General features: G+C 71.3%; 20 protein-coding genes and 1 pseudogene. 2 read left to right on the forward strand and 19 right to left on the reverse strand.

Annotated elements, in window-relative coordinates:
- Nucleotides 1-7: 7 nt before the first annotated feature.
- The 9 genes from OG505_RS14965 to OG505_RS15005 all read right to left on the reverse strand — a co-directional run bounded on the left by OG505_RS14965 (nt 8) and on the right by OG505_RS15005 (nt 9,662).
- Complete coding sequence (locus tag OG505_RS14965; RefSeq protein ID WP_405433929.1) at nt 8-1,210, reverse strand: argininosuccinate synthase; 1,203 nt, start codon at nt 1,208-1,210, stop codon at nt 8-10.
- Complete coding sequence (locus tag OG505_RS14970) at nt 1,207-1,722, reverse strand: arginine repressor (protein ID WP_405433931.1); 516 nt, start codon at nt 1,720-1,722, stop codon at nt 1,207-1,209. Before OG505_RS14970 ends, OG505_RS14965 begins: the two co-directional genes overlap by 4 nt.
- Complete coding sequence (argF, locus tag OG505_RS14975) at nt 1,719-2,654, reverse strand: ornithine carbamoyltransferase (RefSeq protein WP_405433932.1); 936 nt, start codon at nt 2,652-2,654, stop codon at nt 1,719-1,721. The genes OG505_RS14970 and argF overlap by 4 nt, the downstream gene beginning before the upstream one ends.
- Complete coding sequence (locus OG505_RS14980) at nt 2,651-3,883, reverse strand: acetylornithine transaminase (protein WP_405433933.1); 1,233 nt, start codon at nt 3,881-3,883, stop codon at nt 2,651-2,653. Before OG505_RS14980 ends, argF begins: the two co-directional genes overlap by 4 nt.
- The gene (gene argB / locus OG505_RS14985; RefSeq protein ID WP_405433934.1) at nt 3,880-4,785 is read right to left on the reverse strand and encodes an acetylglutamate kinase; all 906 of its coding nucleotides are present in this window, start codon (nt 4,783-4,785) and stop codon (nt 3,880-3,882) included. The genes OG505_RS14980 and argB overlap by 4 nt, the downstream gene beginning before the upstream one ends.
- Complete coding sequence (gene argJ / locus OG505_RS14990; RefSeq protein WP_405433936.1) at nt 4,782-5,954, reverse strand: bifunctional glutamate N-acetyltransferase/amino-acid acetyltransferase ArgJ; 1,173 nt, start codon at nt 5,952-5,954, stop codon at nt 4,782-4,784. Before argJ ends, argB begins: the two co-directional genes overlap by 4 nt.
- Nucleotides 5,955-5,994: 40 nt before the next feature.
- Nucleotides 5,995-6,996, reverse strand: a complete 1,002-nt coding sequence (gene argC, locus OG505_RS14995) for an N-acetyl-gamma-glutamyl-phosphate reductase (protein ID WP_405433938.1) — start codon at nt 6,994-6,996, stop codon at nt 5,995-5,997.
- A gap of 150 nt (nt 6,997-7,146) precedes the next feature.
- Nucleotides 7,147-7,977: a hypothetical protein gene (locus tag OG505_RS15000; protein ID WP_405433940.1), complete on the reverse strand. Its 831-nt coding sequence runs from the start codon at nt 7,975-7,977 to the stop codon at nt 7,147-7,149.
- Complete coding sequence (locus tag OG505_RS15005) at nt 7,974-9,662, reverse strand: hypothetical protein (RefSeq protein WP_405433942.1); 1,689 nt, start codon at nt 9,660-9,662, stop codon at nt 7,974-7,976. Before OG505_RS15005 ends, OG505_RS15000 begins: the two co-directional genes overlap by 4 nt.
- 108 nt (nt 9,663-9,770) lie before the next feature.
- Between OG505_RS15005 and OG505_RS15010 the strand changes: the two genes are divergently transcribed.
- Nucleotides 9,771-10,136: a hypothetical protein gene (locus tag OG505_RS15010; RefSeq protein ID WP_405433943.1), complete on the forward strand. Its 366-nt coding sequence runs from the start codon at nt 9,771-9,773 to the stop codon at nt 10,134-10,136.
- Nucleotides 10,137-10,273: 137 nt separating this feature from the next.
- Here the strand turns inward: OG505_RS15010 and OG505_RS15015 are convergent, their stop codons facing one another.
- A complete protein-coding gene (locus OG505_RS15015) occupies nt 10,274-11,338 on the reverse strand; it encodes a hypothetical protein (protein ID WP_405433945.1) in 1,065 nt (354 codons plus the stop codon).
- A gap of 103 nt (nt 11,339-11,441) precedes the next feature.
- Between OG505_RS15015 and OG505_RS15020 the strand changes: the two genes are divergently transcribed.
- Nucleotides 11,442-12,155, forward strand: coding sequence for a Crp/Fnr family transcriptional regulator (locus OG505_RS15020; protein ID WP_405433947.1), 714 nt, complete (start codon nt 11,442-11,444; stop codon nt 12,153-12,155).
- Between the two features lie 42 nt (nt 12,156-12,197).
- Here the strand turns inward: OG505_RS15020 and OG505_RS15025 are convergent.
- From OG505_RS15025 to OG505_RS15065, 9 genes and pseudogenes are all read right to left on the reverse strand, one after another.
- A pseudogene (locus OG505_RS15025) lies at nt 12,198-12,590 on the reverse strand (phenylalanine--tRNA ligase subunit beta); the annotation flags it as partial.
- 340 nt (nt 12,591-12,930) lie between these two features.
- A complete protein-coding gene (locus tag OG505_RS15030; RefSeq protein ID WP_405433949.1) occupies nt 12,931-15,111 on the reverse strand; it encodes an APC family permease in 2,181 nt (726 codons plus the stop codon).
- 381 nt (nt 15,112-15,492) lie between these two features.
- Nucleotides 15,493-18,072 carry a phenylalanine--tRNA ligase subunit beta gene (pheT, locus tag OG505_RS15035; RefSeq protein ID WP_405433951.1) on the reverse strand — a complete coding sequence of 860 codons (2,580 nt, stop codon included), beginning with the start codon at nt 18,070-18,072 and terminating at the stop codon, nt 15,493-15,495.
- 40 nt (nt 18,073-18,112) lie between these two features.
- Nucleotides 18,113-19,192 carry a phenylalanine--tRNA ligase subunit alpha gene (pheS, locus tag OG505_RS15040; protein WP_405433952.1) on the reverse strand — a complete coding sequence of 360 codons (1,080 nt, stop codon included), beginning with the start codon at nt 19,190-19,192 and terminating at the stop codon, nt 18,113-18,115.
- Between the two features lie 219 nt (nt 19,193-19,411).
- Nucleotides 19,412-20,209 (reverse strand): TrmH family RNA methyltransferase, encoded by a 798-nt coding sequence (locus OG505_RS15045; protein ID WP_405433953.1) that lies wholly within the window; start codon nt 20,207-20,209, stop codon nt 19,412-19,414.
- Between the two features lie 83 nt (nt 20,210-20,292).
- On the reverse strand, nt 20,293-20,685 hold the full coding sequence (gene rplT, locus OG505_RS15050; protein ID WP_030488429.1) for a 50S ribosomal protein L20: 393 nt from the start codon (nt 20,683-20,685) through the stop codon (nt 20,293-20,295).
- A gap of 32 nt (nt 20,686-20,717) precedes the next feature.
- Nucleotides 20,718-20,912: a 50S ribosomal protein L35 gene (rpmI, locus tag OG505_RS15055; RefSeq protein WP_007458415.1), complete on the reverse strand. Its 195-nt coding sequence runs from the start codon at nt 20,910-20,912 to the stop codon at nt 20,718-20,720.
- Between the two features lie 20 nt (nt 20,913-20,932).
- Complete coding sequence (infC, locus tag OG505_RS15060) at nt 20,933-21,583, reverse strand: translation initiation factor IF-3 (protein ID WP_091401946.1); 651 nt, start codon at nt 21,581-21,583, stop codon at nt 20,933-20,935.
- A gap of 393 nt (nt 21,584-21,976) precedes the next feature.
- Complete coding sequence (locus tag OG505_RS15065) at nt 21,977-22,450, reverse strand: PH domain-containing protein (RefSeq protein WP_405433956.1); 474 nt, start codon at nt 22,448-22,450, stop codon at nt 21,977-21,979.
- Nucleotides 22,451-22,455 lie beyond the last annotated feature (5 nt).

Consider the following 22,455-nt stretch of genomic DNA (forward strand, 5'->3'; position numbering starts at 1 on the left):
ATGGTCGTCAGCCACCCAGCCGGGCGTCGCGGGCCGCGGCCATCCGACTCGGAAGGCCCCACAACTGCACGAAGCCCTTCGCGAGGGACTGGTCGAAGGTGTCGCCGGTGTCGTAGGTGGCCAGCCCGAAGTCGTAGAGGCCCTCCTCGGAGCGCCGGCCGGTGACGGTGGCCCGGCCACCGTGCAGGGTCAGCCGCACCTCGCCGCTCACGTGCCGCTGCGCGTCGTCGATGAACGCGTCCAGCGAGTCCTTCAACGGCGAGAACCACAGGCCGTCGTAGACCAGCTCACCCCAGCGCTGGTCCACGCTCTTCTTGAACCGGGCCAGGTCCCGCTCGACGGTCACCGCCTCCAGCTCCTGATGGGCGGTGATCAGCGCGATCGCGCCGGGCGCCTCGTACACCTCGCGGCTCTTGATGCCCACGAGGCGGTCCTCGACCATGTCGAGCCGGCCGACGCCCTGGGCGCCCGCGCGCCGGTTCAACTCCAGGATCGCCTGGTACGGGGTGACGGTCTCACCGTCGATCGCCACCGGCACACCGCCGTCGAAGGTGATCACGACCTCGTCGGCGTCGCGGGGCTCCGCCGGGTCGTCGGTGTACGAGTAGAGGTCCTCGATCGGGGCGTTCCAGATGTCCTCCAGGAAACCCGTCTCCACGGCGCGGCCCCACAGGTTCTGGTCGATCGAGTACGGGGACTTCGCCGACACGTCGATCGGCAGCCCCTTCTCCTCGGCGAACGCGATCGCCTTGTCCCGCGTCCAGGCGAAATCCCGGGCCGGCGCGATGATCTTCAGCTCGGGGGCGAGCGCGTTCAGACCCACCTCGAACCGGACCTGGTCGTTGCCCTTGCCGGTGCACCCGTGCGAAACGATCGTCCCGCCGTGCTTGCGCGCGGCCGCCACCAGGTGCCTGACGATCAGCGGCCGGGACAGCGCCGACACCAGCGGGTAGCGGTCCATGTAGAGGGCGTTCGCCCGGATGGCCGGCACGCAGTAGTCGGCGGCGAACTCGTCGCGCGCGTCGACGACCTCGGACTCGGCGGCGCCGCAGTCCAGGGCGCGCTGCCGGATCGCGTCGAGGTCCTCACCGCCCTGCCCGACGTCGACCGCCACGGCGATCACCTCGGCGCCGGTCTGCTCGGCCAGGTAGGGAATCGCCACGGAGGTGTCCAACCCCCCGGAGTACGCGAGGACGACCCGCTCGGTCATGACGTGGTGTTCCCTTCAACGGTGTCGTCCCGGCGGGCCCAGCCGGCGAGCTTGTCACCGAGCGCGGCCCCGCCGACGGCCTCGCGGGCCACGACGAGGATGGTGTCGTCGCCGGCGATGGTGCCGACGATCTCGGGCAGGCCCGCCCGGTCCAACGCGCTGGCCAGGTACTGGGCTGCGCCCGGCGGGGTACGCAGCACGGCGATGTTGCCGCTGGCGTCCACCCCGTTGAGCAGTTCCCGCAGCAACCGCACCAGCCGGGCCGGCGCCGCCTCGGCGTCGCGCAGCGGCCGCTGGCCGTCCTCGGGAATCAGGTAGACGGCCGGGCCGTCGCCGCCGCGCACCTTGACCGCGCCCAACTCCTCCAGATCTCGCGAAAGGGTGGCCTGGGTGACCCCGACGCCGTCGGCGGCGAGCAGGTCGGCCAGCTCGGTCTGCGACCGCACGGCCCGGTCCCGGATCAGCTCCACGATCCGGGCGTGCCGGGCGGCGCGGGTCAACGGGGCGGTCACCGCTGCTCCCCGGACACCGTGAGCAGGAACGTCAGCAGCGCCTTCTGGGCGTGCAGCCGGTTCTCCGCCTGGTCGAAGACCGCGCTCTGCGGGCCGTCGAACACCTCGTCGGTGATCTCCTCACCCCGGTGGGCGGGCAGGCAGTGCAGCACGATCGCGTCCGATGCGGCCTGGCCGAGCAGCTCCTTGTTGACCTGGTACGGCAGGAACGGGGTGACCCGGTCCAGTCCGTCGGCCTCCTGCCCCATCGACGTCCACGTGTCGGTGGCCAGCACGTCGGCGTCGCGGGCCGCCTGGGCCGGGTCGGTCAGCACCCGTACCGACCCGCCCGTGCCGGCGGCGATCTCCGCCGCTCTTTGCACGACGGCCGGGGCCGGCGCGAAGCCGGCCGGGCCGGCGATCCGCACGTGCATCCCGGCCGTCGCCCCGGCCAGCAGGTACGACTGCGCCATGTTGTTGGCGCCGTCGCCCACGTAGGTGAGGGTCCGGCCGGCCGTGCCGCCGCACCGCTCCCGGATGGTGAGCAGGTCGGCCAGCAGCTGGCAGGGGTGGAACCCGTCGGTGAGCGCGTTGATCACCGGGACGCTCGCGCCGCTCGCCACCTCGGCGATCCGGTCGTCGCCGTGGGTGCGCAGGACGATCGCCGCGACGTAGCGCGACAGCACCCGGCCGGCGTCCGCGAGCGTCTCGCCCCGGCCGAAGTGGGTGACCTGGGTGTCCACGACCAGGGGATGCCCGCCCAGCTCGGCGATGCCGGCGTCGAACGAGATCCGGGTGCGCAGGCTCTGCTTGTCGAAGAGCACCGCCACCGAGCGGGGGCCGGCCAGCGGCTGGTGGCCGAAGCGGTCGGCCTTCATCCGCACCGCCAGGTCGAGCACGCTGGACTGCTCGGTGGGCGAGAGGTCGTCGTCGCGCAGAAAGTGCCGGATCATGCGGTCGTCCCCGTCGTGGTGGTGGCCGGCGCCGTGGTGGTGGCCGGCGTCCTGTCGGTTCCAGCGGCCGCCGCGTCCAGCGCCGCCGGGAGCGCGGCGAGGAAGGCGTCGGCCTGGACGGCGGTGAGGATCAGCGGCGGGGCGAGCCGGAGTACGCCCGGCTGCACCGCGTTGACCAGGAAGCCGGCGTCTCGCAGCGTCTCGGCGAGCACCGGCGCCACCGGCGCGGTGAGGGTCACGCCGAGCAGCAGCCCGGCCCCGCGCACGCCGTCGATCAGCGGATGACCCAGCGCCTCGACGCCCCGGCGCAGCCGTTCGCCGACGCGCTGGACGTGGTCGAGCAGCCCCTCGTTGGCGATCGTCGCCACCACGGCGAGCGCGGCGGCGCAGCTCACCGGGTTGCCGCCGAAGGTGGTGCCGTGCGAGCCGGGCGTGAGCAGGTCGGCGGCACGACCGAAGGCCAGCGTCGCGCCGAGCGGCAGCCCGCCACCCAGCCCCTTGGCCAGGGTCACCACATCGGGCTCGACGCCCTCGCCCTGGTGGGCGAACCAGTGCCCGGTGCGGCCGATGCCGGTCTGCACCTCGTCGAGCACCAGCAGCGCGCCGTGCCGGTCGGTGATCCGCCGCGCCGCCGCCAGGTAGCCGGCCGGCGGGACGACCACGCCGTTCTCGCCCTGGATGGGCTCCAGGATGACCATGGCGGTGGCGTCGGTGACCGCCGCCTCGAGAGCGGCGACGTCGCCGAAGTCGACGTGGGTCACCTCGCCGGGCAGCGGCCGGAACGGGTCGGCCTTGGCGGGCTGGCCGGTCAGCGCGAGGGCACCCATGGTGCGACCGTGAAAGGCCCCGTTGGTGGCGACCACGTGACTGCGCCCGGTGCGCCGGGACAGCTTGAACGCGGCCTCGTTCGCCTCCGCGCCGGAGTTGGCGAAGAAGACCCGGCCGGGCCGGCCGGCGAGCGCCAGCAGCAGCTCCGCGAGGGCGACCGGCGGCTCGGCGATGTAGAGGTTGGAGACATGCCCGAGCGTCGCGACCTGCTTGGACACCGCGGCCACCACCGCCGGGTGGGCGTGACCGAGGGCGTTGACCGCGATCCCGCCGACCAGGTCGAGGTATTCGCGGCCCGCGTCGTCGACCACCACGGCGCCCGCGCCGGAGACCAGCGCCAGCGGCGGCGTGCCGTAGTTGTCCATCATGGACTGCGTCCACCGTTGCGCCAGGCTGCTCATGCCCCGACCATCCCGTCCTGAAGCACCACCATCGTTCCGAACCCTTCCGACGTGAAGACCTCCAGCAGCGTGGAGTGCGCCACCCGGCCGTCGACGACGTGCGCGGCGGGCACTCCCCCGCGCACCGCCCGCAGACAGGCCTCCATCTTGGGCACCATCCCCGACTCGAGACTGGGCAGCAGCTTCGCCAGGTCGTCCGCGGTGATCTCGGAGACCAGGCTGGTGGTGTCCGGCCAGTCCGCGTACAGGCCGGCCACGTCGGTGAGCACGACCAGCTTGCGGGCCCGCAACGCGACGGCGAGGGCGGCGGCGGCGGTGTCCGCGTTGAGGTTGTGCAGGACCCCGTCCGCGTCCGGAGCGACCGTGGAGATCACCGGAATCCGGCCGGCGTCGATGAGGTCGGTCACCGCCGAGGTGTCCACCGACTCGACGTCGCCGACCTGGCCGACGTCGACCGGCAGCCCGTCCACGTACGCGGGGCGGCGCACCGCGGTGAACAGCCGCGCGTCCTCGCCGGAGAGCCCGACGGCGAACGGGCCGTGCGAGTTGATCAGCCCGACCAGCTCCCGGCCCACCTGCCCGACCAGCACCATCCGGACCACGTCCATCGCCTCGGCGGTCGTCACCCGCAGGCCGCCCCGGAACTCGCTGGCGATGCCGAGCCGGCCCAGCATGGCCGAGATCTGCGGGCCGCCGCCGTGCACCACGACGGGCTTGAGACCGGCGTACCGCAGGAACACCATGTCGGCCGCGAACGCCCGTTGCAGCGCCGGCTCGGTCATCGCGTTGCCGCCGTACTTGACCACCACGGTGGAGCCGGAGAAACGCGCCAGCCAGGGCAGGGCCTCGATCAGCGTCTCCGCCTTGACCTGGGCGCGGGTGAGATCGCCGTTGAGACTCATGTGGAGTACGCCGAGTTCTCGTGCACGTACGCGTGGGACAGGTCGTTGGTCCAGATCGTCGCCACCGCGTCGCCGGCGTGCAGGTCGATCCGGATCGTCACGTCCCGCCCGGTGAGGTCGACCTTCGAGCGCTCCTCGGCGGCCGCGCCGCCCCGGCACACCCACACCCCGTTGACCGCGACGTCCACCTCGTCCGGCTCGAACGCGGCGGCGGTGGTGCCCACAGCGGCGAGGATCCGGCCCCAGTTGGGGTCGTTGCCGAACAGCGCGGTCTTGACCAGGTTGTTGCGGGCCACCGTACGGCCCACCTCGACCGCGTCGTTCTCGTCGGCGGCGCCGACCACGTCGATGGCGACCTGCTTGGTGGCGCCCTCGGCGTCGGCGATGAGCTGCTGGGCAAGGTCGTGGCAGGCCGTCGTGACAGCGGCGGCCAGCTCGGCCGGGGTGGGCTCGATGCCGCTCGCGCCACTGGACAGCAGCAGCACGGTGTCGTTGGTGGACATGCAGCCGTCGGAGTCGACCCGGTCGAAGGTCACCCGGGTGGCCGCGCGCAGCGCCTCGTCCAGCGTCGCCGGCCCGGCCACCGCGTCGGTGGTCAGCACGCAGAGCATGGTGGCCATCCCCGGCGCGAGCATCCCGGAGCCCTTCGCCATGCCGCCGACCGTCCAGCCGCTCCCCCGGGCCACAGTGGTCTTCGGCCTCGTGTCCGTGGTCATGATGGCCTCGGCGGCGGCCGCGCCACCGTCGCGGGACAAGTTTTTGATCGCCGATCGGACGCCCGGCAGCAGCTTCGGCATCGGCAGCCGCTCACCGATCAGGCCGGTCGAGCAGACCGCGACCTCACCGGCGCCGAGGAGCAGCCGCGGGCTGACCGCGCTCAACACGGAGGCGGTGTGTTCGGCCGTGGCGTGCGTGTCCTGGAAGCCGGCCGGGCCGGTGCAGGCGTTGGCGCCACCGGAGTTGAGCACGACCGCCCGGACCACACCGCCCTGCACGACCTGCTGACTCCAGCGCACCGGCGCTGCCTTGACCCGGTTCGTGGTGAAGACACCGGCGACACCGGCGTCCGGGCCGTCGTTGACCACCAGGGCGACGTCCGCGCCGCCGTTGGCCTTCAGACCGGCGGCCACCCCGGCCGCCCGGAACCCCCGGGGGGTGGTGACACTCACGGCGCCTGCCTTTCGGTCGCGACTGCTGCACCCCTCGCGCTCACGGGCTCACTCCCCAGATCGACAGGCCCGTCGTCTCCGGCAGGCCGAGCATCAGGTTGGCGTTCTGCACGGCCTGACCGGCCGCGCCCTTGCCGAGGTTGTCCAGCGCGCTGAGCACGATCAGCCGACCCGAGTCGACGTCGACGGTGGCCTGCAGGTGGCACGAGTTGGAGCCCAGCGTGGCAGCGGTGTGTGGCCACCGCCCCTCCGCCAGCACGTGCACGAACGGCGCGTCCGCGTACGCCTGCGCCAGCACCTGCTGCGGGTCGACGCCGCGCGCCGGCACTGCGGTGACCGTGGCCAGGATGCCGCGCGGCATCGGCGCGAGAACCGGGGTGAACGACAGCCCGGTCGCCCCGGACGCCTGCTTGATTTCGGGCACGTGCTGGTGGGTGCCGACCCGGTACGGCGACAGGTCCCCCTGCACCTCGCTGGCCAGCAGGTGCGGCTTCGCCGCCCGGCCCGCGCCGGACGTGCCCGACGCGGCGACCACCACGACGTCGGCGGGGCTGGCCGCGCCGTCGGCGATCAGCGGCGCGAGCGCCAGGGTGATCGCGGCGGCGTAGCAGCCGGTGTTCGCGACCCGGGTCGAGCCGGCGATCAGCTCCCGCTGGCCGGGCAGCTCGGGAAGCCCGTAGGTCCACTGGCCGGCGTGCGTGCCGCCGTAGTACTGCGCCCAGGCGTACGGGTCGGCGAGCCGGTGGTCGGCCCCCAGGTCGACGACGCGCACCTCGGCCGGCAGCTGGGACGCGAGGGCCGCCGACTCGCCATGCGGCAGGGCCAGGAAGACCAGGTCCGCGTCGGCGAGAGTCGCCGGGTCGGTCTGGCCGAGCACCAGGTCGAGCCCGGTGAGCTGCGGGTGCACCACGTCGACGCGGTGCCCGGCCTGACTGTGCGCGGTGGCGGCGACCAGATCGAACTCCGGGTGCCCGGCGACCAGACGCAGCAGCTCGCCTCCGGCGTACCCACTCGCTCCGGCGACCGCGACTCGGATCCCCATACTCACCTCCGCATGACTATACGGAGGAGATTAGCAAGAGCAGTGAATCACTGCAAGTTCATGCAGTCGACTGCATGGTGATGAACGCAAGTGTGCTTCCCGGATGTCAGGTGTCCTCTGCCGGAGCGCTCCGGCAGAGGACACCCACCCTCAGTACACCCGCTCGGACAATCCCTGCTGTCGCTCGTACGTCCGCAGGGCGGCGTCCCATGCCTCCGTGTACTCGCTCGGCCCCATACCGAGATCGCTGTGTCCCCGGACCGCCTCGCGCAGGAGCTTCACGAGCTCGGGAACGGTTTCCCGACGTTCTTCCACGTACCGACGGAACACCTCGGCGAACTGCTCGCCGGTCAACCGCGCGGCATGCGAGGTGACCGGATCGTCCTCAAGATTCTGCAGCACCGCGCACCAGCGACGGGTCAGCTCATCCGCCTGGGTCGCCTTGATCTTCTGCAACTCGTGATCACACTCAAGCCTGATGCGATCCTCCCAGTACGGCCGCAGCCGCTCTCGGACCCGCTCGTCCGGGCTGACGCGCACGAGCACGCTGAAGTGCGGCACCGCACCCTCGCGCGGCCACCGTTGTCCACCGAGGCGATTGTTCAGCGCACGCTCGAGGTCGTGTGAACGGTGGGGCTCATGTTCACGTGCCAGGTCCACTGCCCGCTCCCGGACGATCCCGCCAGCCCACCCGAGATAGCGCTCGGCGCGGAGCCGAAGCTCCTCGTACGTCATGTTCTGCGCCGTCCAGTTGTAGACGGCGTGCAGGCGGAAGTCGAATGCGTCCCCCTTCGCTGGCACCAGGATCGGCGCCGGGACGTCCTGACGGAACGTCACGGTGGCGGGGACGATCGGCGCTGGCGGGGCCGGAGGAAGCGGGAGTTGGGTCGGCGGGAAGAACGCGTGCCACCAACGACGGCGTTCCACCTGCCCAGGTATGGATGGTCTCGTGCCGGGACCACCGGCGGGGCCCATGGTCATCGAGTCTCCTCATCGATCAGTCGTTGTACGTCGTCGAGCAGGTCGTTGTGCGGCATCACAGGACGCCATACGTGGTGGAGCTGATGGTCCAGGCGATGCCGCAGTGCCGGCTGTCCAGCGATCACGTGCCGCACAAGTTGAAGGCAGTGGCTGGCGACGGCTGGCTGCTGATCCGCCCGGTCCAGCCAGAAGCCGAGGGTTCGCCACGATCGGTACGCCGTTTTCGGCAGGCTGAGGGCGGTCGCCCAGAGCACGGCCAGGTCGGCCAGTTCGATCGTTCGCTGATCCACCAGGTGCAGCAGCTCCGGCCAGTGTTCTCTGGGCGGCTCAGCCCAGCGGTCCGCGAGCACCCGCAGGGTCCGCGCGGCGTGGAGCTGCACCTCGGGGTCGACGGACGCGGTCCAGTCCACGAGCGCCGGCACGACGCTCGCCGCGTGACCGTTGCGGTACACCTCGACCAGCCCCCGCGCGACGGAGTTGTTCCACCGCTGCATCCGGGCCTGCGCCACCTGGCGCAACTGGACCAACGCCGCCTCCGGCCAGAGTTGGGCCAGCCCGAGGCTGTAGGCACGCGCCACGGTGTCCCGTGGGTGAGCTGCCGAACCGGCTGCCCACTGATCGAGTTCGGTCCGAATACGAGTGCGTAACGCAGGCTGCATCGCCATGGCGATCAGTACGATCGCCGCGGCCTGCCGAACCCCTGCCCGCCGTTCCCGGGCCAGTTCCCGCACGGTGTCGAGGGCTGACTGCACGTCGCGTGTCGCCGACCAGCCGATGGCGCCGGCTGCGGCCTGCCGGACCGTTGGCAGGTCACCGCGGATCAGGTCCGCCAACCAGTCGAGCAGCTGTTTGGGCGACCACCATTCTGTCCACGCGACGTCCAGCAACGCCGACCGGAGTGGCTCGGCGCCGGCCGAGAATTCGATCCGGCAGCCGCCCGGCACGCGCGCGTCGTTCAGCCGTGTGACGGCCTGGCCCAGCGTCGCCCCCAACAGTGCGTCGAGCACCGACCCACGAAAAGGGGCACTGGTCGATGCGGGTTCGGGGAAGTCGAACCGGGCCAGACGTTGAGCTGCCTGGTGTATCGCGGTCACGGGCTGCCCGGCAAGAACCGCGCAGGAGAGGCGGAACGCCCGCACCTCGTCGTGCGGGAACGCGTCGACCTCCTCGCTTCCGCCTCGCACGTCAAGGATCTCGGCCGCGCGCTCCCGTAGTTGAAGCGGCAGAAACTGCTCCAGCCGCTCGGCCAGGGCGCCGCCCTTGGGGACCGTCCGAGCGATCGTCGCGACGATCGCGACGACTTCCCCGGGCCGGGGTTCGCTGGCCAGGTAGGCCGACAGCAGTGGATGCGCGACGCAGTCCTCATCCACGTATCGCTCCACGCAACGCCCATCGCACGTGCCCATGCACCAGCCAACGCACTGTCCTCTGAGCTGATGGCGAAGCTGCGCCCGAAACACCTCGACCGCCGGGGCGCGGCGGTGTTCCACGACGTGACCGACAAGGTCCTGCTTTCGCCGGGAGAAGTCCCCGATCAGGATCAGCGTCGTGCCGGAGGTCTCGGCCCTGGCGGCCAGCGCGACGAGCGCGAACCCGTCCGCCTCGCGAAGAGCCACCTCACTCAGCCGGAGCACGTAACCGTGCCCAGCGGGCAACGGTGCGTCCGCGCCGAGCAGATCGGCCAACTGGTCGACACCGAGGACGCGGACCCGCTCGAACCCGTGTCTCCGGACCACCGCCAGGGTGGCCGAGGTGAACCGTCCGCTCCCGGCCTGACCGGAGAGGCACACCAGGTGGTGCTGCTGGAGATGGTGGTCGAGCCGCTGGTCACTCGGCGCGTACGCGTACCCGCTTGCAGTCTCACGGACACTGGCCTCGACAAGGGTCTCGAACCAGACGCGCCCGGCGCCGTCGGATCGTCCGGCGGTGACGTTGACCGTTCCGATGGCGACAGCGCCAGGACCGGTGGCGTTCTGTCCCTGAACCCGAACGTCGCCGACATCGATCGTCGAACCGCCCAGCAGGCCAGCCAGCCTGCGCAGCACGTCCCCAGGATCCAGGAGGTCTTCCGGATCATCCTCCTCCGGTGGCTCCTCGGCCGGCTCCGCAGGAGAGGCCGGCTCATCCTCGCCGTCGACGGACTCCACGGCTGCCGGTGACCCGTCCCGGAGACCGCGAACCGCACCATCCTCGACGTCACCGAGCGGGTCGTCGCCAGGGGCATCCTCCAACACGTCGTGCCAAAGGTTGTCCAGATCCCCCAGACTGCCGGCGGAGACAGGGGCGGACCGACCGCTCATCGGGGATCGCCTCTCCTCGTGCCGGAGTTCACGTCGCGACCGACTGAGCCGATCGCCGTCGCACCCGGGCCGATCGCGTTCTGGCCCTTGACTCGGATGTCGCCGGTGTGAATACCACCGTGCTCCATCGCGCTGCTGGCCGGCTTTGCCTCAGCGGTGTCCGCCAGCTTCTTCGCGATCTGCGCAGCACCCTGCCCGGGGCTCGGCGAGACGCCCGGGACCGCGACTGCGGCAAGATCCTCGTCCACCACACAGAGCCGGGCGTACTCGCGAAATTCCTTGTCCGGGTGGGCCACTTCGATCCGCACGAAACGCTCCGGTCGCATCTCCTCCGGATACTCGGTGACCACGTCACGGAAGATCTCGGTCGAGACGACAAGGGCCACTCCGGCCTCAGGAAAAGCGGCCAGGGCCTTCTTCACCGGATCGGCCTCGCACAGCCGACAGACGAAGACCACGGCGTTTCCGGGGAAGCCGTTCGCACCGTCCAGGTGCACCAGCCCCTGGTGCACCGCCACCCTGAGCCGGATCCGGGCGGCCGGGAGGCGGCTGCTGTTGTGGTGGCGTAGCCGCCGGTTCAGCTCCGGCACGAACCGACCGATGACACGGGACTCGGACACCTCGCGCGGCACGACCGCCAGTTCGCCGTCGCCCGCCTGCTGGGTCGTCCAGGCCACGCGGTCCAGGCCCACGGCTCCAGCCGCCTCGTGCAGCAATTCTCGAAATTGCCGCTGCGCCTCGTACTGCTGGAGGTTGCTCCGTCGGCTGTACCTCTCCATATCCACAGATATCAACAGTCGTCGTTCGGGATGTTGCATCAGGCTCCCGCCCTCTCCACCCGGCTCACCCAGCGGGCAAGCACCGCAGGAGCCATCGAACCGGCGAGGGCTGAGCGGGATCCCGTAGAAGTACGGCATCACCGCCGAAAGTTGAGAATCAGTCACCCCGTCCTGTTCGGGAGTCAGCCGCGCTCCTGGGCGATGTCCTTGTCGCATGAGGACGAATCTGGTGGAGCTGCTGCTCACCCTCGAATGGCCGCCGATGGCGGTGCTGGCGTTCATAGCCGTTCGGCTGCTGGTCGAGGTGGTCGCCGCAACAGGGGCATCGCGCTCCGCACAGGAACGGCTACGCTTCGGCAGCCGTCCCTGGAGAAGGAGGCCGCAGATGCGGCGATCACACGAGCCGTCCGGCAGCGAGTGGCCATACGGCACGTTCCTGCAACGGCTCGCTCCGTCGGTTCGGACGACGCTACTGGGGCTGGGTGTCCGTCGTCAGGTTCCCGCTGGTCAGATCGTGATTCACGAAGGGCTGCGGGAATCTCACCTGGTGCTCCTCGAGGAGGGCCTGACCAAGATCACCGCTACCCTGCCGGACGGTCGGTCAGCCCTGCTGTCGCTCCGGGTCGGAGGTGACCTCGTGGGCGAGATGTCGGCACTGAACGACGAGCCCCGCTCCGCCACCGTCACCACGTGCGGACCAGCGAGGTACAGCGTGATCCAGCCGGACCGGTTCAAGCGGTTCCTCAAGGAACATCCCGACGCTGCCCTCGAACTCGCCGCGATGGTGTCCGACCGGCTGCGCTGGTCCAATCGACGCCGGATCGACTTCACCTCGTACCCGGTGAAACTGCGTGTCGCCCGAGTGATCGCCGAACTCTGCCGCACCCACGGTCGGCAAGGCATGGACGGCATCATCATCGACGTTCGTCTCACACAACCCGACCTGGCCACCATCTGCGGCGCCTCGGAAACGTCCATCCAGAAAGCGCTGCGGGAGCTACGGACCGACGGTCTGGTCGACACCGACTACCGCCGGATCACCGTCCGCGATCTGCCGAGCCTGCGCAAGCTAGGCAACCTGGAATCCAGCGACGACTGACAGGCCCCTTCCTGCGTCAGCGGAAAGGGCCTGTCAGCTCCGTCAGGCGCCGCGCAACGTCGCGCCGAGGCGCTGCGCCGCGACGGCGACCGCCGCGTCCCGGGCCGCGACCGCCTCCTCGACGGTCAGCGTCCGGTCCGGCGCCCGGAACGTCAGCTTGTACGCCAGCGACCGGCGACCCTCGCCGAGCTGCGCGCCGGAGTACACGTCGAACAGCCGCACGTCCTCCAGCAGCTCACCGACGCCGGCCTCCAGCGCGCAGGTGCGCCGCGGCAGCTCCAGCGCGGCCACCACCCTCGGGTGCAGCTCGCCGGCGTGCCCGACGACTGCGCCGTCGACGCGCACCTCGGCGCAGCGGCCGGGGTGCCACGGCGCGTACTCGGCCGCCCGCACCTCGACCCGCTCGCCGGTGACACCGGCCTGGACGGAACACGTCCCCGTCGGCCAGGTGCCAGTGGCTCGATCATCAAGGCATCTCCGGCTGCTCGACCGCGAGCGTCCCGCGGTGATCCGGCCGCAGCGGTGGAGTCGTCCGAGGACCTGACTGGCCAGCGGATAGGTCGAGACGATCACGACCGCGGCTGGGTCGATCACGGCCAGCATCCGCGTTGCGGCGGCACCGGCCGACAGCGCGGCGGCTTGCGCCGACATCCGGGGCCGGCAACGGCACGCAACAGCCACCCCCATGTCGTCGACGCGGTGCGGAACTGCCGGGCGTACGTGCTGAGCAGCGCGCTGCGGATGAGTCAGGGCCCGCGGTCGGCCCGAGCGCGCCTCAGCGAGCGGTCGGGGGAGGAGCCTCGGACAGGTGTATGGGCATGCTGGTGATGACGACGCGGGGTAGGCGGCGCAGGGCCTTGCGGAGGCGGTGCTCGATTTGTCTGTGCAGGATCTTCTGCCAGGGATGGTCCACCACCACCTCGGGTACAACCACCGTGAGAGTGATGTCGGGACTTCTGTCGTGCAGTTGGGCGATGTACTGGGCCAGGGGTTCGAGGATCTCACGGTGCGGTGACGCCACGGTCTCCAGCCGGATGTGGTTGCCCCAGGCCGTCCACTCATCGCGGAGCCGGTCGGCTTCCTGATCTTCGGGGCTGACGTGCACGGCAAGTGACGGTTGGCCGAGCGACACCACGTAGGCGAGAGCACGCAGGGTTGTCTGGTCGAACCGGGCGACCGGGACGACGAGTAGGTGGCGTATGTGTTGGGGTAGGAATTCTTGTGTCATGTCCGGCTCACTCCTGTTTTCGGAGGGCAACTGTGTTGGCGCGGGGGCGGGGCGCAGGGACACCGCCTGCCGTACCTGGTCGTAGTGCCGTCGTATCCGTAGGCACAGCAGCACCAGCACCGGCACGGCGATGACGACCACCCAGGCGCCCGAGGTGAACTTGGTGATTGCGGCGGTCACCAGCACGATCGCCGAGAGCACCGCCCCGAACGCGTTTATCGCGGCCCTGCGCCGCCAGCCCGGTTCACGGTGACGCCGCCAGTGGTTCACCATGCCGACCTGCGAGAGCGTGAACGCCAGGAAGACACCGACCGCGAAGAGCGGGATCAGGGCCTGCGTGCGGCCCCCGAACGCGGTGAGGATCACCGCGGCGGCGACCGAGAGGGCAACCAGGCCGTTGCTGAGGGCCAACCGTTCACCCACGTGCAGGAATCGGCGCGGGACGTAGTCGTCGCGGGCCATGAAGTACAGCAACCGGGGCAGATCGTTGTACGCGGTGTTCGCGGCCAACAGCAGGACCAGCGCGGTGGCGGCCTGGACGATCGCGTACCACGGTCCGTGGGGGAAGGTGCGGTGAGCGAGTTGGGACAGCAGGGTCTCGTCCGCTCGCGGAACCAGGCCGTTGAGGTGGATCAGGAGCATCAGGCCCGCGAAGAGGAGAACCAGGAGGGTGACCATCCAGGTAAGCACGGTGCGGGCGTTGCGCCACTCGGTGGGGCGGAGGGCCGGTACGGCGTTGGACACTGCCTCGATACCGGTCATCGAGGTGGCGCCGGAGGCGAATGCGCGCGCGATGAGCAGCACGCCGAGTGCCTCCGTCGCGGGCACCGGTGGCGTCGGGGTCACGGTAAAGCCGCGTGCCCCGGCCTGCGCGAGCCCGACAAGTGTCAGCCCCCCGATCGCGATCAGGAACAGGTAGGTGGGGGCGGCGAAGATGTTTCCCGCGACGCGGATCCCGCGCAGATTCCCGATCAGCAGGGCGGCGATGGCCGCCAACGACAGAGGTACGGACAGTGGGGTCAGCGCCGGCAGAGCCGAGGTGATCGCGGCGATTCCGGCCGCCACCGACACGGACACGGTCAGCACGTAGTCGAGGATGAGACCGGCCGCCGCGGTCAGGCCGGCCCGGGGGCCGATGCTGTCGCTGGCCACCAGGTAGGAGCCCGCGCCGTGCGGGTAGGCGCGCACGGTCTGCCGGTACGAAACGCCGACCGAGATCATCAACACCACCAGAGCGCCGGCGATCGGCAAGGACAGCCCCAGGGCCGCACTTCCGGCGAGGACCAGAATGGTCAGCATCGCCTCCGGCCCGTATGCCACCGACGACAACAGGTCGGACGAGAGGATCGGCAGCGCGATCAGTTTGCGCATGCGTTCCCGCAGCATGGACGCGCTGGACAGGGGCGGCCCGAGCAGCACCCGACGTGCCCGGACGGCGAGCCGGCCCAAGAACGTGTCGGATTGCTCCGCCGCTGGTGTCGCGGTGAGCTCACCGGGTTGGTCCGGCCGGAACTCTTCGTTCGCCCCTCGGGCGTGGGCAGCGCCCGGCCTGGAGGGGCGAAGCTCGGGATCTACCGGCAGCGCCCGCACCGGTTCCTCGGCCCGCCACTGGTCACCGAGCCGGCGCAGCGCCTCAATGTCCTGCGCCGACAGGGGCGGAAACTCCGCTGATGGGCTCAGAGAAGTCGTCGGCCGATCCCGACCCGCACCGTCCCGCTCCTTGCCCACTCCCGCTCCCGCTCCTACTGCTCAACACTCGCCAGCCGTACCGACGATCTCAGGAACAGCCGGCCCGGCGGCGGTGATCCAACGCATTGGTGCAACCCCATCGGCGTCGCGGGTGCGCGCGGCGGAGGCCTGGTCAATGCCGAGGGCATCGGATCGTGGCGGGTTCAGGGCGACCGCGCCGTGGCGGGAAGATGGGGTTTCTGGAGTGTTGTACCAGCCGGTTACTGAGGGGTTTTCGGGAGGAGGTTCAAAACCACATAGATAACCATTAAGGCCCTGGCCAGCTTCTTGCTGGTCAGGGCCTTGTTTGGTGCGCCGACAGGGACTCGAACCCCGAACCCGCGAGTTGAGAGATCGCGGGGCGGGGACGGGCCGGTCTGGTTACGCGCCGCGCAGGGTGGCGCCGAGGCGCTCGGCCGCGACGGCGACCGCCGCGTCCCGGGCCGCGACCGCCTCCTCGACGGTCAGCGTCCGGTCCGGCGCCCGGAACGTCAGCTTGTACGCCAACGACCGGCGACCCTCGCCGAGCTGCGCGCCGGAGTACACGTCGAACAGCCGCACGTCCTCCAGCAGCTCACCGGCCCCCGCCTCCAGCGCGCGACGCACCTGCTCCGCCGGCACCGAGTCGTCCACCACCAGGGCCACGTCGATCAACGCGGGCGGGAAGCCGGACACCATCGGCGCGGGCGTCACCGGGGTCGGCGGCAGCGCGTCGAGGTCCAGTTCCAGCGCGCAGGTGCGCCGCGGCAGCTCCAGCGCGGCCACCACCCTCGGGTGCAGCTCGCCGGCGTGCCCCACGACTGCGCCGTCGACGCGCACCTCGGCGCAGCGGCCGGGGTGCCACGGCGCGTACTCGGCCGCCCGCACCTCGACCCGCTCGCCGGTGACACCGGCGGCGTCGAGCACGTCGCGGGCCGCCTCGATGGCGTCCGCCCAGCCGGCCGGTCGACCCGCACCCCACCAGCCGGCGGGGTCGACGTCACCGGCGAGCACGGCCGCGACGTGCACCGGCTGCGCCGGCACCACCGCGTCGGCGGCGGCGAACTCCGCGTCGGTGGGACGCCGGTCCACGCCCATCGCCGGCGGGCTGCCGGCACCGACGCGCGGGTGGAAGACCGCGCCGATCTCGTAGAGGGCGAGGTCGCGGTGACCCCGACCGAGGTTGCGCTTGAGGATGCCGAGCAGCGGGCCGAGCAGCGTGGTGCGCAGCAGCGGCTCCTCCTCGGACAACGGGTTGGCCAGCCGCACCGCGGGCCGGCGCGGGTCGTCAGCCGGCAGGCCGAACTGGTCGGCCAGCTCCGGCGACACGAACGGGTGCGCGAGCACCTCCACGTACCCCCGCTCGGCCAGCGACCCGGTGACCGCCCGGCGGCGACGCTGGCGCGGGGTCAGGCCGCGACCGGGAGGCGCGGTCGGCAGCACCGACGGCACCCGGTCGTACCCGTCGAGTCGGACGACCTCCTCGACCAGGTCGGCCGGGTCGGTCAGGTCGGGTCGCCAGGTCGGCGGGGTGACGCTCAGCGCCACCTGCGCGCCGCTGGCCACGCCGACGGCGCCCGGGTCCTCGGACAACCGGTCCGCGCCCTGCGCGACGGTGCAGCCGACCCGCTCCAGCAGGGCGACGACCCGCGCCGGCGGGTACTCGACGCCGACCCGCCGGGTCGGCAGGTCCGCCGGCAGGGTGATCGGGGTACGCGGCCGGACGTGGTCGATGTCCAGGATCTCGGCGCTCGGGGCGCCGCCGCCGTGCTCGGTGAGCAGCCGCACGGCACGCTCCAGCGCGACCAGCGCCACGGCCGGGTCGACGCCCCGCTCCCAGCGCTTCGCGGCCTCGCTGAACAACGTGTGCCGGCGGGCCGTGCGCCCGACCATCGCCGGGTCCCAGTGCGCCGCCTCGAAGAGCACGGTGGTGGTGCCGGCGACGACCTCGCTGGTCTCGCCGCCCATCACCGCCGCGAGGGAGATCGGGACGCCGGCGCCCTCGCCCGCGAGGGTGTTGTCCAGCCCAGCGTCGCAGATGACCATGTCGTCGGCGGTGAGCACCCGGTTGACGCCGTCCAGGGTGGTCAGCTTCTCCCCCGCCTCGGCGCGGCGGACCACCAGTGGCCCGGCGATCCGGTCGGCGTCGAAGGCGTGCATCGGCTGGCCCAGCTCCAGCATCACGTAGTTGGTGATGTCCACCGGAAGCGAGATGCTGCGGATGCCGGCGGTGACCAGTCGCTGGGCCATCCACGACGGGGTGGACGCGCTCGGGTCGACGCCACGGACCAGGCGGGCGGTGAACCGGTCGCAGCCGACCGTGTCACGGACCTCCACCGGGTACGCCGGCGTCGGCGTGCCGCCCGGCGCGGGCGCCATCCCCGGGTCGCGCAGCGGCACGTCGAAGGCGTGCGACAGCTCCCGGGCCAGGCCGCGCAGGCTCAGCGCGTACCCCCGGTCCGGGGTGATCTCCAGCTCGAACACGACGTCGTCGAGGCCGACGACGGGCCGCGCGTCGTCGCCGGGCTTGGCGGACACGTCCGGCGGCAGCACGATGATGCCGGAGTGGTCGTCGCCCAGGCCCAGCTCCTTCGCCGAGCAGATCATGCCGGCCGAGTTGTGCCCGTACGTCTTACGGGCGCCGATGGCGAACCCGCCGGGCAGCACACCGCCGGGCAGGATCACCACCACCCGGTCACCGGGGGCGAAGTTGCGCGCCCCGCAGACGATCTCCTGCGGCTCGCCGGTGCCGTTGGCGGCGCCCACGTCGACGCGGCAGAAGCGGATCGGCTTCTTGAAGCCGGTCAGCTCCTCGATCTCGCGCACCTCGCCGACGACGAGCTGCCCGGTGACGCTCGCGCGCAGGTCCACCACGGACTCGACCTCGATGCCGAGGTCGACCAGGGCCTGCGCCAGGTCACCGGTGGGCAGGTCGGCGGGGAGGTCGACGTACTCCCGCAGCCAACTGACAGAAACTCGCATGATTTCAGACCACCGTTCCCGTGTCTCGTACCCGCATCGCCTACGCCCCGGTCCCGAGCGCCCGGCTGAACCGCACGTCGCCCTCGAAGAGATGGCGGATGTCGCTGACCCCGTGCCGGACCATCAGGGTCCGGTCGATGCCCATGCCGAAGGCGAATCCGGAGTAGACCTCCGGGTCGACGCCGCAGGCACGCAGCACCCGCGGGTTGACCATCCCGCAGCCGCCCCACTCGACCCACTGCGGGCCGTCGCGGTGCTCCGGGAACCACACGTCGAACTCGGCCGACGGCTCGGTGAACGGGAAGTAGTGCGGCCGCCACCGGGTCTTCGCCTCCGGGCCGAACATCGCCCGGGCGAAGTGGTCGAGCGTGCCCCGCAGGTGCGCCATCGTGATGCCCTTGTCGACAACCAGGCCCTCGGCCTGGTGGAACACCGGGCTGTGCGTGGCGTCGATCTCGTCGGTGCGGTAGACGCGGCCGGGCACGATCACGTAGATCGGTGGCTTGCGGCTGAGCATGGTGCGGGTCTGCACAGTCGACGTGTGCGTGCGGAGAACAAGGCCCGAGCCCGCGGAGCCGTCAGCGGATGCGATGTGGAACGTGTCCATCAGCCCGCGCGCCGGATGGTTGGCGGGGATGTTCAACGCGTCGAAGTTGACCCACTCCAGGTCGACCTCTGGCCCCTCGGCCACCTCGTAGCCCATCCCGACGAAGAGGTCGCTGATCGACTCCATCAGGGTGCTCAGCGGGTGCCGGGCACCACGCGGACGCCGATCGTAGGGCAGGGTGACGTCCACCCGCTCCTCGACCAGCACCCGCTCGGCCTGCTCCCGCTCCACCACCTCGGCGCGGTCGGCGTACGCGGTCTCGATGGCCCGGCGGGCCTCGTTGACCCGCTTACCGGCGTCGGACTTCGCGGCCGGCGGCAACGCGCCGATCTCCCGGCGGGCCAGCGAAACCGGTGACCGGTCACCGAGATGCACCGAGCGCAGCGCGGTCAGCGCGTCCGGGTCGGTGGCCGCCGTGAACGCCTTCGTGGCGTCCGCGACAGCCTCGTCCAGGGCGGCGGGGTCGAGCAGGGCGACCTGCTTCGGGTCGTACGGATCGTTGCGGTAGCTCATGGCGTACGGGCACTCCCTCACGGCGGCGCCAGCCCTCAGCGGGGCGGCTAAGCGAGTCTACGGACGCGCGGCTGTGCCGCAGCCCGCCGGTAGGAGTTGTGCAGGGAGCAGGTCAGGCCCGCCGCCCGCCGACACCGGCGGGCTGGCTAAACGAACGCCGTGGCGCGTTCATGGACGGACGCTCTCCCCTGCTGTCAGTCGCGCCGGGTGCGGTCACCCTCAGCGCTGTGCTCTCGCTGAAGCGTACAGGCAGACGGCGGCGGCGGCAGCCAGGTTGAGGCTCTCCGCGCGCCCGTGCAACGGCACCCGCACCTGGGCGTCGGCCGCGGCGGTCAGCTCCTCAGGCAACCCGTGCGCCTCGGAGCCGAACAACCACGCGGTGGGCTGGGCGAGCCGTCCGGCGTCGGCGAGGTCGTCGAGGTCGCTGTCGCCGTACCCCGTGGTGGCGAAGATCGTCAGCCCGGCGGCACGGAGCGCTTCGACCGCCTGGACCGGGTCGGGGGCGCGGACCACATCGACGTGGAAGAGGCTGCCGGCCGAGGCCCGCACACACTTTCCGTTGTACGGGTCGACGGCGTCGCCGGCGAAGACCACCGCACCCGCCCCGGCCGCGTCGGCGGTGCGCAGCACCGTGCCGGCGTTGCCCGGGTCGCGGATCTCGGCGAGCACCGCCACCAACCGGGGGCCGCCGGCGAGGGCCTGCTCCAGCGACACGTCGAGGTGCCGGCAGACGGCGACCAGCCCCTGCGGGGCGACGGTCTCGGCCAGCGCGGCGAGCGCGTCGTCGGTCACCTCGGAGACCGGCACGTCGGCGCGGGCCGCCGTCGCCGCCAGCTCCGGGTGCCGGTCCAGCGCGGCGGGCGTACCGAACAGCTCGGTGACCACCCCCGGCCGGGCCAGGGCCTCACGGACCGCCTGCGGGCCCTCGGCCAGGAAACGGCCGGTGGCGTCGCGGTCCCGACGGCGTTGCAGGCGGCGGGCGGCGACAACCCTGGGGGTACGCGGGGTGAAGGCCATGGTGTGTGTTCCTCCGGCACGATCGAGGCGCCCCCCGGACGGCGGTGCCGACACGGGAGACGCCTCGCTCTGGTGCGGGGGGATCAGGCGGCCTGAGCCGCCGCGCCGCCGGTGCCCTCGGCCGTGACCGCGGCCCGGGCCAGCTCGACGATCGCCGCGAAAGAAGCGGCGTCATTGACAGCCATGTCGGCCAGGATCTTGCGGTCGACCTCGATGCCGGCCAGACGCAGGCCCTGGATCAGACGGTTGTAGGTCATCCCGTTCGCCCGGGCGCCCGCGTTGATCCGCTGAATCCACAGCTGCCGGAAGTCGCCCTTGCGGTCGCGACGGTCCCGGTAGGCGTACTGCATCGAGTGCAGCACCTGCTCCTTGGCCTTGCGGTACAGCCGGGAGCGCTGACCGCGGTAACCACTCGCGGACTCCAGCAGGGTACGACGCTTCTTCTGGGCGTTTACAGCCCGCTTGACGCGTGCCATCTCAACTCCTAATTACGTAAAGGTGGCGCGCGTCAGCGGCCGAGCAGCTTCTTGATGCGCTTGACGTCGGCCTTGGCCAGCACGACCGTGCCGGTCAGCCGGCGGGTCTGGGTGGAGGGCTTCTTCTCCAGGTTGTGGCGGAGGCCGGCCTGCTGGGCAACGATCTTGCCCTTGCCGGTCACCTTGACCCGCTTACCCATCCCCGTGTGGCTCTTCATCTTCGGCATGTGGAACGTCTTCTCCCCTGTTACTCGCCGCTGGTGTCGGCGGCGAGGCCGGTGTCACCGGCTGCTGCGGTCTCGCTGACCGCCGCGGTCTCATCGGCTTCCGGAGTGGCGGACTCGTCCGCTGCCCGGTCCCGAGGTCCGCCGCGAGACGCCGTAGCGGCGACCGCGGAGGCCTTGACGGCCCGATGCGGGGCGAGAACCATGATCATGTTTCGGCCGTCCTGCTTCGGAGCGGCCTCGACGTATCCCAGTTCCGTGATCTCGGATTCGAGCCGGCGCAGGAGCCGGTAACCCAGCTCCGGGCGGCTCTGCTCGCGACCGCGGAACATGATCGTCACCTTGACCTTGTCGCCCGCCTTGAGGAACCGCACCACGTGACCCTTCTTGGTCTCGTAGTCGTGCGGGTCGATCTTCGGACGGAGCTTCATTTCCTTGATGACGGTCTGCTGCTGATTACGCCGCGCTTCGCGCGCCTTGAGTGCGCTCTCGTACTTGAACTTGCCGAAGTCCATGAGCTTGCACACCGGCGGGCGCGCCATCGGCGCAACCTCGACCAGGTCCAGATCGACGTCCGCGGCCAGCTGAAGGGCGCGCTCCAGCGGGACGATGCCCACCTGCTCACCCTCGGGGCCGACCAGTCGGACCTCACGTGCCCGGATCTGCTCGTTCACGCGTGGTTCGACGCTGATGGGGCCTCCTCGAGTCGTTTCTGCTCTGTCGCCGACCCCTGCGGCCCCCGGGTGGGAACCGACCCGGAAAGCAGAAGGCCCCGGCGCATGCCAGGGCCCGCTCGACCGGTCGGCGCGATCACAGGATCACACGTCCGGAACCGGGACGTGCCCGGAACCGGTGACCGGACCCGGCCACCGTGGCGGCGACTCGGGTGGGAGCAGGCGCTCCGCTTTCAAGGCTGTCTGCTCGCATGCGGAGACAGCCTGGTCGACTCGACAACAGTACACCGCCGCCTCGCTCGCCCCCAAACCGGGCACCCGGGCCGTGAGCAGCGCCGACGGTAGTGCCGGCCGTGAGCAGTGCCGACGGTGGCGGGTCGCCGAGCGGCGGGGTCAGCTGCCGGCGGCGCGCTGGGCGAGGCGGTTGAGGTGGGCTTCGTGCAGCCGGCGCAGGGCGCGGACCCCGTCGACGGCCAGCTCCTTGTCGGCCGCCTGCAGGGCGACCATCGGCAGCAGGTCATCGTCGTGCAGCTCCAGGCTCGCCCACGGCGCGCCCCGGTCGAAGCGGACCCCCCGGACAACCTCCCAGGGCAGCTCGTACGAGCTGATGACGTTGCGCACCCGGATGCCTCGCGCGTCCGCCTCCACCCGCGGGCGGGTGAACAGCAGGAAACCCAGCGCCCCGAAGATGCCCAGACCGATCATGGCGAACTGATCGCCGCGCTGGAAGCTGCCGTAGCCGTCGCCGGTCGGCCCGCTCAGCGAGGTGGCGACCACGGCGAACACCACCACCAGCGCGACCGCCGCCGACCAGCACACCACCCGGATGCGGCGGGGCTTGAGACGGACCAGCTCGGTGTCACTCACCCCAC

The sequence above is a fragment of the Micromonospora sp. NBC_00617 genome, from assembly GCF_045161355.1.
Taxonomy (GTDB): domain Bacteria; phylum Actinomycetota; class Actinomycetes; order Mycobacteriales; family Micromonosporaceae; genus Micromonospora.